Annotated in this window: 12 protein-coding genes; all 12 read left to right on the top strand. The window is 69.1% G+C overall.

The genetic code is table 11. The features are described 5' to 3' along the window. Positions 1–2: 2 nt before the first annotated feature. The gene (locus NF557_RS09910) at positions 3–953 is read left to right on the top strand and encodes a beta/alpha barrel domain-containing protein (RefSeq protein ID WP_252619075.1); all 951 of its coding nucleotides are present in this window, start codon (positions 3–5) and stop codon (positions 951–953) included. Continuing rightward, complete coding sequence (pyrF, locus tag NF557_RS09905; RefSeq protein WP_252619074.1) at positions 943–1,791, top strand: orotidine-5'-phosphate decarboxylase; 849 nt, start codon at positions 943–945, stop codon at positions 1,789–1,791. Before NF557_RS09910 ends, pyrF begins: the two co-directional genes overlap by 11 nt. 181 nt (positions 1,792–1,972) lie before the next feature. After that, entirely contained in the window at positions 1,973–2,290 is a 318-nt protein-coding gene (gene mihF / locus NF557_RS09900; protein ID WP_252619073.1) for an integration host factor, actinobacterial type, read from the top strand. Positions 2,291–2,297: 7 nt separating this feature from the next. After that, positions 2,298–2,981 (top strand): guanylate kinase, encoded by a 684-nt coding sequence (gmk, locus tag NF557_RS09895; protein ID WP_370584177.1) that lies wholly within the window; start codon positions 2,298–2,300, stop codon positions 2,979–2,981. Then, on the top strand, positions 2,978–3,241 hold the full coding sequence (rpoZ, locus tag NF557_RS09890) for a DNA-directed RNA polymerase subunit omega (protein WP_269762038.1): 264 nt from the start codon (positions 2,978–2,980) through the stop codon (positions 3,239–3,241). The genes gmk and rpoZ overlap by 4 nt, the downstream gene beginning before the upstream one ends. Before the next feature lie 49 nt (positions 3,242–3,290). Beyond that, a complete protein-coding gene (coaBC, locus tag NF557_RS09885; RefSeq protein ID WP_252619072.1) occupies positions 3,291–4,589 on the top strand; it encodes a bifunctional phosphopantothenoylcysteine decarboxylase/phosphopantothenate--cysteine ligase CoaBC in 1,299 nt (432 codons plus the stop codon). 49 nt (positions 4,590–4,638) lie between these two features. Further along, entirely contained in the window at positions 4,639–5,853 is a 1,215-nt protein-coding gene (gene metK, locus NF557_RS09880) for a methionine adenosyltransferase (RefSeq protein ID WP_252619070.1), read from the top strand. Positions 5,854–5,879: 26 nt separating this feature from the next. Continuing rightward, positions 5,880–8,042 (top strand): primosomal protein N' family DNA-binding protein, encoded by a 2,163-nt coding sequence (locus NF557_RS09875; RefSeq protein WP_252619068.1) that lies wholly within the window; start codon positions 5,880–5,882, stop codon positions 8,040–8,042. A gap of 260 nt (positions 8,043–8,302) precedes the next feature. Continuing rightward, positions 8,303–10,183, top strand: coding sequence for an ABC transporter substrate-binding protein (locus tag NF557_RS09870; protein WP_252619066.1), 1,881 nt, complete (start codon positions 8,303–8,305; stop codon positions 10,181–10,183). 239 nt (positions 10,184–10,422) lie between these two features. After that, a complete protein-coding gene (locus tag NF557_RS09865; protein ID WP_252619065.1) occupies positions 10,423–11,940 on the top strand; it encodes an ABC transporter permease in 1,518 nt (505 codons plus the stop codon). Between the two features lie 153 nt (positions 11,941–12,093). Further along, entirely contained in the window at positions 12,094–13,038 is a 945-nt protein-coding gene (locus NF557_RS09860; protein WP_252624071.1) for an ABC transporter permease, read from the top strand. Continuing rightward, the gene (locus NF557_RS09855; RefSeq protein ID WP_252619064.1) at positions 13,038–14,804 is read left to right on the top strand and encodes an ABC transporter ATP-binding protein; all 1,767 of its coding nucleotides are present in this window, start codon (positions 13,038–13,040) and stop codon (positions 14,802–14,804) included. The genes NF557_RS09860 and NF557_RS09855 overlap by 1 nt, the downstream gene beginning before the upstream one ends. Positions 14,805–14,849 lie beyond the last annotated feature (45 nt).

Here is a 14,849-nt window from a genome sequence, read left to right as displayed (position 1 = left end):
CGGTGCCTCTGGTCACCGCGGCCGCCGGCTGTGGCGGCACCGGAGCCGAGCTGGCCCGTTTCGGTGATCTCACTTCTCTCGACGCTGTCCTCATCGGGCCGGTCGGGCTGACCGGTGACGCCGAGCCTGCACCGCGGCTCGTGGCGACGCCCTCGGGCCTGGTCCACGAACCCGCTCCTGTGCTGTCCGTGGAGCACGTTGCTGAGACCGTGCTGCCCTGGCTCCACGCCCGCAACCTGCGTGTCGTGTGTGCCGTGCGCGGCAGCACGGTGGGCGCGGTGACGCAGAGCCTGCAGCGACTGAGTCGCTCCCTCGACTTCGTCTCAGTGGTCGGTGTGGAGATCGACCTGGGCGCACCCCGAGCAGCGACGCGCCCCGCGGTCGCCGGACTGCCCGAGGCGCCAATGCTGGATCCCTGGTCGGTCGACCCCCAGGCCTGCCTCAAGCTCCTCGCGGCGGCCCGTGAGCAGCTGCCGAGGGATCTGCTCCTCCTGGCCAAGCTCGGCGGAGAGTGTCCCGATCCCGTGGCCACCGCGCGGGCCGCGGTGGGTGGTGGCGCCCGAGCCCTGGTGCTCAGTGGCAGCGTGCCGGCCCTGGCCCCCGGCCACCATCTGGTCGGACCAGCGGTCGTCCCGATCACGCTCGGGCTCGTGACGTGCCTCCGCGACGCGGTCAGGACCGCCCGCGTCCCCGACGTGCCGCTCGTGGCGGTCGGTGGCGTGCATGACGTCCGGAGCGCCCTGGCAGTCCGGGCGGGCGGCGCCGACGGGGTGCAGCTCGGCTCCGGCATCCTCGCCGATCCTGAGCTCCTCTGGCGGGTCCATGACGCACTCTCGGCGCAGATCCGCTCACCCGCTGACGCCGAGCCGCCCGACTCTCCCGATCCGTCCAACCCTCCCGAGCCGCCCGACGGCTCCCACCCTCTCGAACCCGGAGGACCACATGTCTGGTGACCCCGTCCGTCTCGGCCCGCGGCTGGTCGCCGCGATGCAGACCCACGGTCCGTTGTGCGTGGGCGTCGACCCGCACCCCGAGCTTCTACAGCGGTGGGGCCTGCCGGACTCCGGCGAGGGGCTGGCCCGCTTCTGCGACATCGTCCTCGAGGCGGTCGGCGGGCGGGTGGCTGCCGTCAAACCGCAGTCGGCCTTCTTCGAGCGTCATGGAGCCGCCGGGGTCGCGGTGCTGGAACGGCTCCTGGCCGACCTGCGGTCAGCCGGGACCATCAGCGTGCTGGATGTCAAACGTGGCGACATCGGCTCGACGATGGGCGCGTATGCCGAGGCCTACCTGGGTGAGGGTGCCCCGCTGGCGGCCGACGCCATCACGGTCACGCCCTACCTCGGGGTGGGGGCGCTGGCCCCGGCGGTCGAGCTGGCTGGTGCCAGCGGTCGCGGGATCTTCGTCCTGGTCCTGACCTCCAACCCGGAGGCCGCGCCGGTCCAGCACGCGGGGGAGCCGTCGGTCGCGCGGACCGTGCTGGAGGAGGTGGCCCGCCTCAACGCGGGGGCCGAGGTGACGGGTGACGTCGGCATCGTCGTGGGAGCGACCGTCGGCGACTGGCCGCGACGGCTGGGCCTGGACCTCGTGGGCGCCCACGGCATCGTGCTCGCGCCTGGCGTCGGTGCGCAGGGTGCTACGGCGCAGGACCTGGCCACCACCTTCGCGGGGGTGGAACGTCGTGTGCTCGTGCCAGTGAGCAGGGGTATCCTCGGCACCGGTCCAGGCCCTGAGCGGATCCGGGAGGCAGCGCTCCAGCTGACTGCCGAACTGACCGCGAAGTTGTGGACCTGACGCAGGATTGGCAGGGTGTACCCATGTCGTGACAGTTCCTGGCAACCGGATCAGGGAGGATGCTCACACGAGCGATCTCCGGCCCAGGAGCCAGCAGCAGGAAGCAGGATGATGACGACGCACGCACCGGTGCGCCGCTGTCACGTAGGACCCACTTGTGAACACCGATGAAGGAGCAACCGTGGCACTTCCCCAGCTGACACCCGAGCAGCGAGCTGACGCCCTGGCGAAGGCGGCGGTCGCGCGTCGTGAGCGTGCTGCCGTCAAGAACCGTCTGAAGAACGCGCAGGGGTCCCTGGCGGAGGTCCTCGCCGAGGGCAAGGAGAGCGACATCGTCGGCAAGATGAAGGTCTCAGCACTCCTGGAGTCGATGCCCGGCGTCGGGCGGGTGCGCGCCCGCCAGATCATGGAGGAGGTCGGCATCTCCGAGAGCCGGCGCGTCCGTGGGCTCGGCACCAACCAGATGCGCGACCTGCTCGAGCGCTTCAACGAGGGCTGATTCTCCCTTGACACGCGCCCCGGAGGGCACGGGGCACCCGGAGCGGGAGCAGCACCCGGACCCATCCTCCTCCCGACTGGTTGTCCTCGCCGGCCCCACGGCGGTCGGCAAGGGCACTCTGGCCGCCTACATCCGCCGACACCATCCGCAGGTCTGGCTGTCGGTGTCGATGACCACTCGCCAGCCCCGGCCCGGTGAGGTCGACGGCGTGCACTACCACTTCGTGGACGACCAGGAGTTTGACCGGCTGCGGTCGGCGGGTGAGTTCCTGGAGTGGGCCGTGGTCCACGGGCGCGCCAAGTACGGCACGCCGCGGGGTCCCGTGGAGCGTGCTCTGGCGCAAGGACGTCCCGCGTTGCTGGAGATCGACCTGGCGGGAGCGCGCCAGGTGCGCGAGGCGATGCCCGAGGCGTTCTTCGTGTTCCTGGCCCCGCCGACGTGGGAGGACCTGGTGGACCGGCTGACAGGCCGAGGCACCGAGACGGCGGCCGAGCAGCAGGTCCGGCTCCAGACGGCACGCGCCGAACTCAGCGCGGCGCCCGAGTTCGACGCGGTGATCATGAACGACGAGGTTTCACGCGCGGGCGAAGAACTCGTATCATTGATGTTTGACCCCCGCTCACCACGCCCCGAGGAAACCTCCTCCGGGGCAGGTGCGCGCCCCGAGACGACGAGGACAACCCTGACGTGATTGGCACTCTTGCCCACCCGGACGGCATCACCAACCCGCCCATCGACGATCTCCTCCAGCACGCGGACTCCAAGTACGCCCTCGTGATCTATGCCGCCAAGCGTGCCCGCCAGATCAACGCCTACTACTCCCAGCTCTCCGAGGGACTGCTGGAGTATGTCGGGCCGCTGGTCGAGTCGGAGATGACCGACAAGGCGCTGTCCATCGCGCTGCACGAGATCAACCAGAGCAAGCTGCACACCTCCAGCCCGGAGAGCTGACCCAGCCACACGACCCACCCCCGCCCGGCGCCCTGAGGGAGTTGTCCAGATGAGAGTCGTGCTCGGAGTCAGCGGTGGCATCGCCGCCTACAAGGCCGCCCTGTTGCTGCGGCTGCTCACCGAGGCCGGGCACGAGGTCACGGTGGTCCCCACAGCGGCCGCGCTGCGGTTCGTGGGAGAGCCCACGTGGGCGGCGCTCTCGGGCCGCCCGGTTGCCACCGATGTCTGGAGCTCGGTCCACGAGGTCCCGCACGTGCGCCTCGGCCAGGAGGCAGACCTCGTGGCGGTCGCCCCGGCCACGGCGGACCTGCTCGCCCGGGCCGCGACGGGCCAGGCTGACGACCTGCTCACCAACACACTCCTGACGGCCCGTTGCCCGGTGCTGATGGCCCCGGCGATGCACACTGAGATGTGGACCCACCCCGCGACCCAGGCCAACGTCAGCCTGCTACGCGAGCGGGGGGTGCACGTGCTCGACCCTGCCGCCGGCCGGCTCACCGGGGCGGACACCGGGCCGGGACGACTCCCGGAGCCGGAGGCGATCTTTGCCGCAGCCCTCGAGTGCGTCGCTGGCCATGGCGTCGCTAGCCCTGGCGTCGCTGCTTCTGGTGCCCTGCCCCCCGATGGGCCCCCTGCCGACCTGACGGGACGTCACGTCCTGGTGAGCGCCGGGGGCACCCGTGAGCCCCTTGACCCGGTCCGTTTTCTGGGCAACCGGTCCTCGGGCAAGCAGGGCTACGCGCTGGCGGCCGTCGCCGCGGCCCGGGGTGCCCGCGTCACGCTGGTCTCGGCCAACGCCTCACTGCCGGTGCCCCCGGGGGTCGACGTCGTCGAGATCGAGACAGCGCTGGAGCTGCAGGACGCCGTGCGCGAGGCGCTGCCCGGGGTCGATGTCATCGTGATGGCGGCGGCCGTGGCCGACTTCCGTCCACGTGCCTACCAGGACAACAAGATCAAGAAGACGCACGGACCCGGTCAGGAGGACGCCGCCCCCAGCGTGGAGCTGGTGCGCAACCCGGACATCCTGGCCGGGCTCGTGGCTGACCGGGGCACCGGGCGCACGCCCCTGATCGTCGGCTTCGCGGCGGAGACGGGCGATGACTCCGGCGATGTCCTGACGCACGCGCGGGCCAAGCTGGAGCGCAAGGGCTGCGACCTCCTAGTGGCCAACGAGGTCGGCCGGGACGTCACGTTCGGCAAGGACGACTCCCTGGTCCACCTGTTGCGTCCCGGGCAGGACGAGGCCCGCACCGTCGGTCCGGCGAGCAAGACGGTCATCGCCGCAGCGGTGTGGGACGAGGTCGTCCAGCTGTGGACTGCCGTCCCTGGTGTCGGTGCCGGACAGTAGACTGCCGCCGTTCCATCAGCAGCCGCTGAATCCCTAGAGGAGGCCCTCTGTGGCACGTCTTTTCACGTCCGAGTCCGTCACCGAGGGGCACCCTGACAAGATCTGCGACCAGATCAGTGACGGCATCCTGGACGAGCTGCTGCGCCAGGACCCCGAGTCCCGCGTGGCGGTGGAGACGCTGGTGACCACCGGGCTGGTGCACGTGGCAGGCGAGGTGCGCACCTCGGGCTACGCCGAGATCCCGGGCATCGTGCGTCAGACGATCCTCAACATCGGCTACGACAACTCGCACAAGGGCTTCGACGGGCGCACGTGCGGGGTGCAGGTCTCCATCGGTGCACAGTCCGAGGACATCGCGATGGGAGTGGACTCGGCCTACGAGCAGCGTGAGAACGCCTCGGCCGACCGCTATGACCTGCTCGGCGCGGGCGACCAGGGCCTGATGTTCGGCTATGCCTGCAACGACACCCCCGAGCTCATGCCGTTGCCGATCTGGCTCGCGCACCGGCTCGCTGAGCAGCTGACCGCCGTGCGCAAGAGCAACGAGCTGGACTACCTGCGCCCCGACGGCAAGACCCAGGTCACGATCGAGTATGACGGCGACCGCGCCGTCCGCCTCGACACCATCGTGCTGTCGACCCAGCACGCCGACGGCATCGGCCTGCGCGACCAGCTCGAGCCCGACGTCCGGGCACGGGTCATCGAGCCGGTCCTGGCCCGGGCCCGTGACAACGGGCTGCACCTGGACACCTCCAACCACCGGCTGCTGATCAACCCGACGGGCAAGTTCGTCATCGGCGGGCCCATGGGCGACGCCGGCCTGACCGGACGCAAGATCATCGTGGACACCTACGGCGGCATGGCGCGGCACGGTGGAGGTGCGTTCTCGGGCAAGGACCCGTCCAAGGTCGACCGCTCGGCTGCCTACGCGCTGCGCTGGGTCGCTAAGAACGTCGTGGCTGCAGGCCTGGCCGGTCGGTGCGAGATCCAGGTGGCCTATGCCATCGGGACGGCAACCCCGGTGGGTCTGTATGTCGAGACGTTCGGGACGCAGACCCGTCCCGTCGAGCGCATCCAGGACGCGATCACCAAGGTGTTCGACCTGCGCCCGGCCGCCATCGTCGAGGAGCTGGACCTCCTGCGCCCGATCTACCAGGCGACCGCGGCCTACGGCCACTTCGGGCGCAGTGTCGCTGAAGGGGTGGAACGGCCGTTCACCTGGGAGCAGACCAACCGCATCGAGGACCTGCAGGCCGCGGTCTGACTGCCTCCGGTCCGGCGGTCTGAGCCATGTCTGGTGACCAGGAGGGTCCCCCGAGCCAGGAGAGCCAACCGACCCTGGCGGGCCTGTCCGTGCCCGCCTCCCCGCCCGCCGGCCCGCAGCGCTCGGGGACCGCTGATGAGGTGGCCGCGACCGACCCGGTGGCGGAGGTGGCGGTGGACAGCCACCTGGCGCACCTGGACCGTCCGTTTGAATACTCCGTGCCAGCCACGCTCGCGCAGGCCGCGCAGCCCGGTGTCCGGGTCCGGGTCCGTTTCGCCGGCCGACCGGTCGACGGGTTCGTGCTGGCACGCAAGGACACGGCAGAGCACACCGGGCGGCTGACTCCGCTGCTCAAGGTGGTGTCGGACGAGGTGGTCCTCACTCCGCACCTGGCCCGTCTGTGCCGCGAGCTGGCCGACCACTACGCCGGCACCCTCGCGGACGTGCTGCGACTAGCCGTCCCGCCTCGCCATGCGCGGGCCGAGAAGGCAACCCCGGCCCGTCGACCGCCGGCGGAAGACGAGGGGGTGACGACTCCGTCATCCGGGCACCCGTCCCTGGTGCTGAGCGGGTGGGAGGACTACCCGGCCGGGGCCGCGATGTTGCGCCGGATCGCGATGGGGGAGGCCCCGGCAGCGGCGTGGACCGCGCTGCCTGACGCCGGATCTGCTCAGGGGTGGCCCGCCGCGCTGGCCACTGCCGTGGTGGCTGCCCGCGCGTCAGGGCGTGGTGCGATCGTGGTGACACCGGACCACCGTGACCTCGACCGCTTGGCGGCGGCACTCGATGCGGCACTGGGCGCTGACTCCTACGTCCGCCTCACGGCCGACCTAGGCCCTGAGCAGCGCTACTCCGCCTGGCTCCGCGTGCTGCGCGGCCACACCCACATCGTGATCGGCTCACGGTCAGCAGCGTTTGCGCCGGTGCAGGACCTCGGTCTGCTCGCCTGGTGGGACGACGGGGACGACAACCTGCAGGAGCCCCGGGCTCCCTATCCGCACGTGCGCGAGATCCTGCGTCGCCGCGCCAGCCTCAGTGGCGCTGGGCTGCTCGTCGGAGGCTACGCGCGCACGCCGCAGGTGCAGGCCTGGGTGCGCGACGGTCCTCTGCGTGAGGTGCCCGGCTCGGCGGTCGCGCTGACGGCGACGAGGCCGCGCGTCATCGTGGCCGGCGAGGGCCACCAGAGCGAGCGTGATGCGGGCGCAGCGACCGCGCGGCTGCCGAGCGTGGCCTGGCGTGCGGTCAAGGAGGGCCTGGTGACCGGACCGGTTCTGGTGCAGGTGCCGCGCCGCGGCTACCTGGTGGCGCTCAGCTGCGAGGACTGTCGCACCCCGGTCCGGTGCGCCCACTGCTCGGGACCGCTGCGGGTGGGCCGAGCAGCTGGTGCGGCAGAGTGCGCCTGGTGCGCCAGGCCCGATGCCGGCCGGCCGTGCCGACATTGCGGAGCCACCGCCCGCAGGTCCAGCGTCGTGGGGGAGGCGCGCACCGCCGAGGAGGTGGGACGTGCCTTCCCGGGTGTCCGGGTTGTCGTGTCTCGCGCGGGCCAGGTGCTGTCCGCGGTGGACGACCGCCCAGCGGTGGTCGTCGCCACCCCGGGTGCCGAGCCGGTGGCGGCGGGTGGTTATGCGGCGACGCTGCTGCTCGATGGCTGGGCCATGCTCGACCGGGGTGGCCTCGACTCAGGCGTCGAGGCGCTCCGACGCTGGATGGCGGCCGCAGCCCTGACCCGTCCCGGCGCCACGGTGGTGCTCGCCGGCGTGCCACCGCACGCGACCCTCCCGCCGGTGGAGGCCCTGGTGCGATGGGACCCCATCTGGCTCGCGGTGCGTGAGGTCGAGGAGCGCCTGGTCCTCGGCCTCCCGCCGGCGCGCCGCGCCGCCTCGGTCACCGGTGAGCCAGCAACGGTGGCCGCCGCGGAGCAGGTCCTCACGGGTGAGCCGTATGCCGCCCGGCTGGAGGTCCTCGGCCCACTGGCGGTCAGCGGCGGCCCGGCAGAGGAGGGCGGGCAACTTCGTCTCGTGGTGCGTGAGCGGCCTCCTGGTGCCGGCGATGTCGCTGAGCAGGGAGAGCGCCGCGCAGACAGTGCCGCGCTGTCGACCGCACTGCGAGACCTGAGGGCAGGCCGCAGCTTGCGCAAGGAGAGCGGGGGACTGCTCGTGCGGTTGGACCCGCCCGACCTCGACATCTAAACGATCCGTCCGCCTTGGCATCTGACCCTCGCGCAGCGGGCGCAGGAGGCTCTTGACGACGCCACCGGATTGCGTATCAAGTCGGTAACGATCGGGTCACCTTAGCGCGACTTGGGTTGGTAATCGGCCCGACAGTGCATAACTTGGCAGTCGCACACCCCGGCGCGTTGCAGGCTGTCGGGTGTCGGCCATGGGGGCCGGCGCCCGCCTGTGGCAGTGTCCGCTCAATAGGAGGAACATTGAAGATCAGGCGCACAACCATGGCGATTGTGGCCGCGGGAGCCCTGGTGCTGTCCGGCTGCACGTCCGGCACCGACGACGAGGACCCCACCACTCCCGACAGCCAGGAGACCGAGAGCGACAGCGAGGACGCTTCGGCTCCTCCGGCTGACTCCGAGGACTCCACCACGGACGCTCCCGATGGTGACGCCGCTGGCGGCGACACGGCCAAGCCCGACCTCGGTGAGATCACCACCAAGGAAGGCAACATCTTCTACTCGGTCGGCGCGGACGAGTGGGCAGGTCTGAACACCGCGACCGCCGCGACCAACTCGGTCTACAACTCGGTCGTGTCCTCGCGCCTGGCGTCCAGCTTCTGGTACTACGGCACCGACGGCACCGTCTACCCTGACGAGGACTTCGGCACCTACGAGGTCACGTCCGAGGACCCCCTGACCGTCGAGTACACCATCTCGGACCAGGCGGTCTGGGAGGACGGCACGCAGATCACCTACAACGACTTCCTGCTCGAGTGGGTTGCTCAGAACCCGGAGAGCGTCTTCGGGCCGGCGCCGGAGGACGACGAGGACTTCGTCCCGGCGTTCGACAACGTGGCCACCGACTGGGGCACCTATGTGCCGGACGGTCCGCAGGGCGAGCTGGACGGCAAGACGTTCACGATCACCTACCCGGACCCCTACCCCGACTACGAGCTCACGGTCGGCGGAGCGTTCCCCTCCCACGTGGCGGCAGAGGCCGCCGGCATGACGCCGGAGGAGATGGTCACCGCGATCCAGGACGCAGACGTCGAGGCTCTCCAGGCGCTCGGTGAGCAGTGGAACACCATCTGGCTGTCCCCGGACGCCACGCTCCCGGACCCGATGATCGCGCAGTCCAGCGGCCCCTACACCATCGACGCGGCCGCGGGCGCGGAGTGGCGCACGGGCGAATACATCACGCTGGGCCCGAACGACGTCTACTGGGGCCCGCCGCCGGCGACGTCCAACCTGACGTTCCGCTTTGCTGAGCCGCAGACCCACGTCCAGTCCCTCAGCAACGGTGACCTCAACATCATCGAGCCGCAGGCCACCATCGACACGGTCCAGCAGATCGAGGCGCTGGGTGACTCCGTCACGATGGAGACCGGCAACGACATGACGTTCGAGCACCTGGACTACAACTTCGCCGAGGGCAGCCCCTTCGCCGAGGATGCAGGTGGCCTGGCGGCTCGCGAGGCCTTCGCCTACTGCGTGCCCCGTCAGCAGATCGTCGACAACCTGATCAAGCCGATCAACGAAGAAGCGGTCGTCATGAACGCCCGTGAGGTCTTCCCCTTCCAGCCGGGCTACGAGGAGTATGTCGGCACGATCTACGACGGTCGTTACGACGAGGTCAACCTGGAGGAGGCCCAGGCCAAGTTCGAGGAGTCCGGGCTCGAGCAGGGCACCGAGATCCGCATCGGTTACGGCGCGGGCAACCAGCGCCGCACCAGCGAGGTTTCGCTGATCAAGGCCTCCTGCGACCAGGTCGGCTTCGAGATCACCGACGCGGCAGCTCCGGGTCTGGGAGACGTTCTCTCCTCGGGTGACTGGGAGATCGCGCTGTTCGCCTGGGCCGGCTCCGGCACGGTGACCGGTTCGTCCTTCTGGTACGAGATTGACAACCCCGGTGGCAACTTCGGCGGCTGGGTCAACGAGCCGGCCGACACCGCCTGGCAGGTCATCTCGACCACGCTGGACGAGGACGCCCAGCAGGAGCAGCTGACGATCATCGAGACCGAGGCGTGGAACGACCTCCACAGCATCCCGTTGTTTGCGCACCCGGGTGTGATCGCGTTCGACTCGAGCCTCAACAACGTGATCCACAACGCGAGCCAGACCGGTGTGGCCTGGAACGCCGAGCAGTGGGTGCGTGCGGACTGATCTGGTGAGCACCGGCCGGTGACTCACCGGTCACGGTGACCCCTACGGGTCACCACACCAGATGCAAGGGCAGTAGCGGTGGGGCGGGACTGAAGAGTCCCGCCCCACCGGTCCGTCTGACGTCACTGCGCCTCACGGGGGCTGAAGAAGCGTCGGAGCGGGTGACACGCCACGACATCGACGTTACGCTCTGACGACCCGGGCGTTGGCAGCGTCCAGTACCTCGAAGGGAAAACTCCGTGCTCAGATTCATCTTGCGCAGGTTGGGCGTCTCCGCCTTCATCCTCGTGCTGGGATCAGTCTTCCTGTTCTTCATCACCGTCTTCTCCGGTGACCCCCTGGAAGACCTCCGCGAGAGCCGCGACCGCACCGCTCCACAGCAGATGGAAGCGCGGATCCGGAACATGAACCTCGAAGAGCCGTGGTACGTCCGCTACTGGATGTGGGCGGTCGGCGTCGCCAAGTGCGTCACGCTCAACTGTGACCTGGGCGTGGACTCGACCGGGAGGGACATCCAGTCCGCTCTGACGAGTGCCGCCTCCAGCACCCTTCGCCTGGTCACCCTCGCGACGGTGCTGGCCATCATCATCGGCATCTCGATGGGCATCCTGGCCGCGATCCGCCAGTACTCCGGCTTCGACTACGCGGTGACCTTTGCCTCCTTCCTCTTCTTCTCGCTGCCGGTCTTCTGGGTTGCCGTGCTGCTCAAGGAGTACGGCGCCATCCGGTTCAACGACTGGATAGCTGATCCAGGGATATCACTCACAGCCACGATCATCATCGGGCTGCTGTTCGGCGTGACCCTTGCCTCACTGCTCGGCGGAGACCTGCGACGCAAGCTGATCACCGGTGCGGCGTCGGCGGTCTTCGCGATCGGTGCCATGCTCTACTTCGACTCGGTGGGTTGGTGGCGACAGCCGGCTCTCGGCCTCGGCCTGATCATCCTCATAGCCGTCGGCGCCGCTGTGGTCCTGACCTACCTCACGGTGGGCCGCACGAACCCCAAGATCCTCTACGCCGCCCTGACCACGATCGCCGTCGGGGTCGTCGGCTTCTTCGTCTTCCAGTCCTGGATCAAGGAGCCGACCTATCCGCTCCTGCTGCTGATGCTCGCCATCGGCGTCGCCGTGGCCATCGTGTCCGGCTGGCTATGGGGTGGCTGGGACAAGGGCATCGCCATCTGGGTCTCCATCGGGACGGCTGTCGCGTTTGCAGGGGCGACCGCACTGGACCAGCTGCTCCGCAACTGGGGTCCCTTCCTGGAGCGCAAGCCGCGACCGATCTCGACAATCGGGTCCGGCGCGCCCAACTTCGAGGGTCCGTTCTGGACCGGAGTCTGGGACTGGGGTGTGCAGCTCATCCTGCCCACCGTCGTGCTGACGGTCATCTCCCTGGCGGCCTACAGCCGCTACACCCGCGCCTCCATGCTGGAGACGATCCGCCAGGACTACGTCCGGACGGCTCGCTCCAAGGGGCTCTCCGAGCGGGTGGTCATCACCAAGCACGCCTTGCGCAACGCCCTGATCCCGATCACCACCATCGTGGCCTTCGACTTCGCCGGTCTCATCGGTGGCGCCGTGGTGACCGAGTCGGTATTTGGTTGGAGCGGGATGGGCGCGATGTTCGAGTCGGGACTGGACCGGGTCGACCCCGGTCCCGTGATGGCCTTCTATCTCGTGACCGGCACCGCGGCCGTGCTCATGAACATGATCGCTGACATCGCCTATGCCTTCCTCGACCCGCGGATCCGGACGTGAGGAGCGTGCTGCAGATGACACCCCAGCCCTTCTCGACCGCCGCCGGAGGACACCATGAGTGACAACGACAAGCCAGAAGTTCCCGGCAGCGGCCGGGAGCACCTCTCGCCAATCCCTGACCAGCGCGACACCGGCTCACCACAGCACCGGGACATGGTGATGTCGGAGGAGCTCTCGGTCGAGCAGCAGATCGACCTGACCCAGAAGTCCTACTCGCAGGGCGAACTGATCCGCCGGCGGTTCTTCCGGCACAAGGGGGCCATGGCCTCGCTGGCCTTCCTGGTCTTCATCACCCTGATGGCGATCACCTCCATCGGGTGGGGACCCATCCCCGGATGGTGGCCGAAGAGCTACGTGGATGCCGCCTTCATCGAGGACGGCGGCAAACCGACCCTCAGCCTCTTCCCGCCGGTCTGGGGCGAGCAGCCGTTCGGTCAGGAAGACGCCGGCAAGGACTACTTCGCGCTCACCATGCGGGGGACCCAGCGCTCGTTGACCATCGCGTTCACGGTCGGGATCCTGACCACCCTGGTCGGCACCCTCATCGGGGCCATCGCGGGCTACTTCCGCGGTTGGACCGAGGCGATCCTTATGCGCGTCACCGACCTGTTCATCGTCATCCCGCTCCTGGTGATGGCAGCGGTCCTGGGCCAGCGCAGTGGTGGTGGCATCTGGCCGCTGGCCATCATGCTCAGCCTGGTCTCGTGGACCGGCCTCGCACGCCTCGTGCGCGGTGAGGTCCTGTCTCTGCGGGAGCGTGAGTTCGTCACCGCTGCGGAGGCCATCGGGACCTCGCCGTGGCGCACCATCTTCAAGCACATCCTGCCCAACACGATGGGGACCATCATTGTCAGCGCGACGCTGACCATCGCCGCCGTGATCCTGCTCGAGGCTGCCCTGAGCTTCCTGGGCTTCGGGGTCCGGGCACCGGACACGTCGCTTGGCCTGCTGATCTCGACCTACCAGAACAGCTTCACCGTGCGACCCTGGCTGTTCTGGTGGCCCGGCCTGATCATCCTGGGCATCGCGCTGTCGGTGAACTTCCTCGGTGACGGCCTCCGTGATGCCTTCGACCCCCGCCAGACCAGGAGCGACTGATGACTGCCACCTCGACAGATTCGACGACCGGTGCCGTCCTCGACTTCTCTGACGTCGACGTCCGGTTCAGGACGGAGTTCGGCTCCGTGCACGCCGTCAAGGGCGTCTCGCTGCACGTCCAGCCCGGTGAGGTCGTCGCGCTGGTCGGCGAGTCCGGTTCGGGCAAGTCCGTCACCTCGATGACCGCCATGCGCCTGCTCCCGGGCAACGCCCGGGTCGGTGGCGAGATCGAGGTCAACGGTCAGGGGATCCGCAACCTGTCGGACAACGCGATGCGCCGCCTGCGCGGCAACGACATCGCGATGGTCTTCCAGGAGCCGATGACCGCCCTGAACCCGGTGCTCACCATCGGCACGCAGATGACCGAGGCACTGGAGCTGCACGGCATCGCGTCTGGCAAGAGGGCGCTCCAACGAGCCATCGAGCTGCTCGACATGGTGGGCATCCCCGAGCCGGAGCGACGGGTCAAGCAGTACCCGCACGAGCTCTCCGGCGGCCAGCGCCAGCGTGTGGTCATCGCCATCGCGATCAGCTGTGACCCCAAGGTCATCATCGCCGACGAGCCGACGACGGCCCTGGACGTCACGGTCCAGGCTGACATCCTCGATCTGCTGCGGTCGCTGAAGGACAAGCTCAACACGGGCATCCTGCTGATCACCCACAACATGGGCGTGGTGGCCGATATGGCTGACCGGGTGTGTGTGATGTTCAAGGGCGAGCTCGTGGAGACGGGCACGGCCGACGAGGTGCTGCTCAACCCGCAGCACGACTACACCAAGATGCTGCTCGCCTCTGTCCCCCGGCTCGGCGCGGGCCGCAACCAGCTCGGTCTGGACACCTCGCAGGTGACGGTCGACGAGGACGCGGGGCTGGCCATCGATCTGGAGAACCTCGTCATCGAGTATCACCGGATGGGCAAGCCGCCCTTCCGGGCGGTGGATGACGTCAGTTTCCAGGTGCGCCACGGCGAGATCGTGGGGCTCGTGGGTGAGTCCGGTTCGGGCAAGTCGACCATCGGTCGATGCGCCTTGGGCCTGATCCCTGCTGCCGGCGGCTCGTTCAAGCTGCTCGGCGAGGACATCGCGGGCATGAAGCGGCGCGACCTCAAGGCCATCCGGCGACGCATCGGCGTGATCTTCCAGGACCCTGCGGCCTCGCTGAACCCCCGAGTGCCGATCGGGGAGTGCATCAGCGAGCCGATGGTGGTGCACAAGGTGGGCAACCGCCAGGAGCGCGAGCAGAAGGTCTATGAGCTGCTGGACGCCGTCGAGCTGCCGCGGGAGGTCTACAACCGCTATCCGCACGAGGTCTCCGGTGGCCAGCGGCAGCGCATCTCGATCGCGCGTGCCCTGGTCCTCGACCCGGAGCTGCTCGTCGCCGACGAACCGACGTCGGCGCTCGATGTGTCGGTGCAGGCCAAGGTGCTCAACATCTTCAGTGATCTGCAGTCCCGCTACAAGTTCGCCTGCCTCTTCATCAGCCACGACCTCGCGGTCATCGACCTGCTGGCGCACAAGGTGGTGGTGCTTCAGAACGGCAAGGTGGTCGAGGCGGGTCCGCGAGAGCAGGTCCTGCTGAACCCGCAGGAGGAATACACCCAGCGTCTGCTCGCAGCGGCTCCGGTGCCGGACCCACGCGAGCAGAGGACGCGCCGTGAAGATCGGCATGCGCTGCTGACCGCACTGGGCGACGAGATCTCTGAGATCAAGCTCGTCGAGGACTTCCACGCTGCATCGGCGGCGAGCGAGGACCCGAAGGACCTCTGACCCAGGCGGTAGATTGACGTGCCGTGACCCGCTGCGACGAGCAGG

Source organism: Ornithinimicrobium cryptoxanthini (assembly GCF_023923205.1).
Classification (GTDB): Bacteria; Actinomycetota; Actinomycetes; order Actinomycetales; family Dermatophilaceae; genus Ornithinicoccus; species Ornithinicoccus cryptoxanthini.
The sequence above is the reverse complement of the archived record's forward strand: the minus strand, read 5'-3'. Positions and strand labels throughout refer to the sequence as shown.

Excerpts from the sequence above, each read along its gene's own strand:
- pyrF (WP_252619074.1), top strand. The coding sequence starts at position 943 with ATGTCTGGTGACCCCGTCCGTCTCGGCCCGCGGCTGGTCGCCGCGATG.
- coaBC (WP_252619072.1), top strand. The coding sequence starts at position 3,291 with ATGAGAGTCGTGCTCGGAGTCAGCGGTGGCATCGCCGCCTACAAGGCC.
- NF557_RS09875 (WP_252619068.1), top strand. The coding sequence starts at position 5,880 with ATGTCTGGTGACCAGGAGGGTCCCCCGAGCCAGGAGAGCCAACCGACC.
- NF557_RS09870 (WP_252619066.1), top strand. The coding sequence starts at position 8,303 with ATGGCGATTGTGGCCGCGGGAGCCCTGGTGCTGTCCGGCTGCACGTCC.
- NF557_RS09860 (WP_252624071.1), top strand. The coding sequence starts at position 12,094 with ATGGTGATGTCGGAGGAGCTCTCGGTCGAGCAGCAGATCGACCTGACC.
- NF557_RS09855 (WP_252619064.1), top strand. The coding sequence starts at position 13,038 with ATGACTGCCACCTCGACAGATTCGACGACCGGTGCCGTCCTCGACTTC.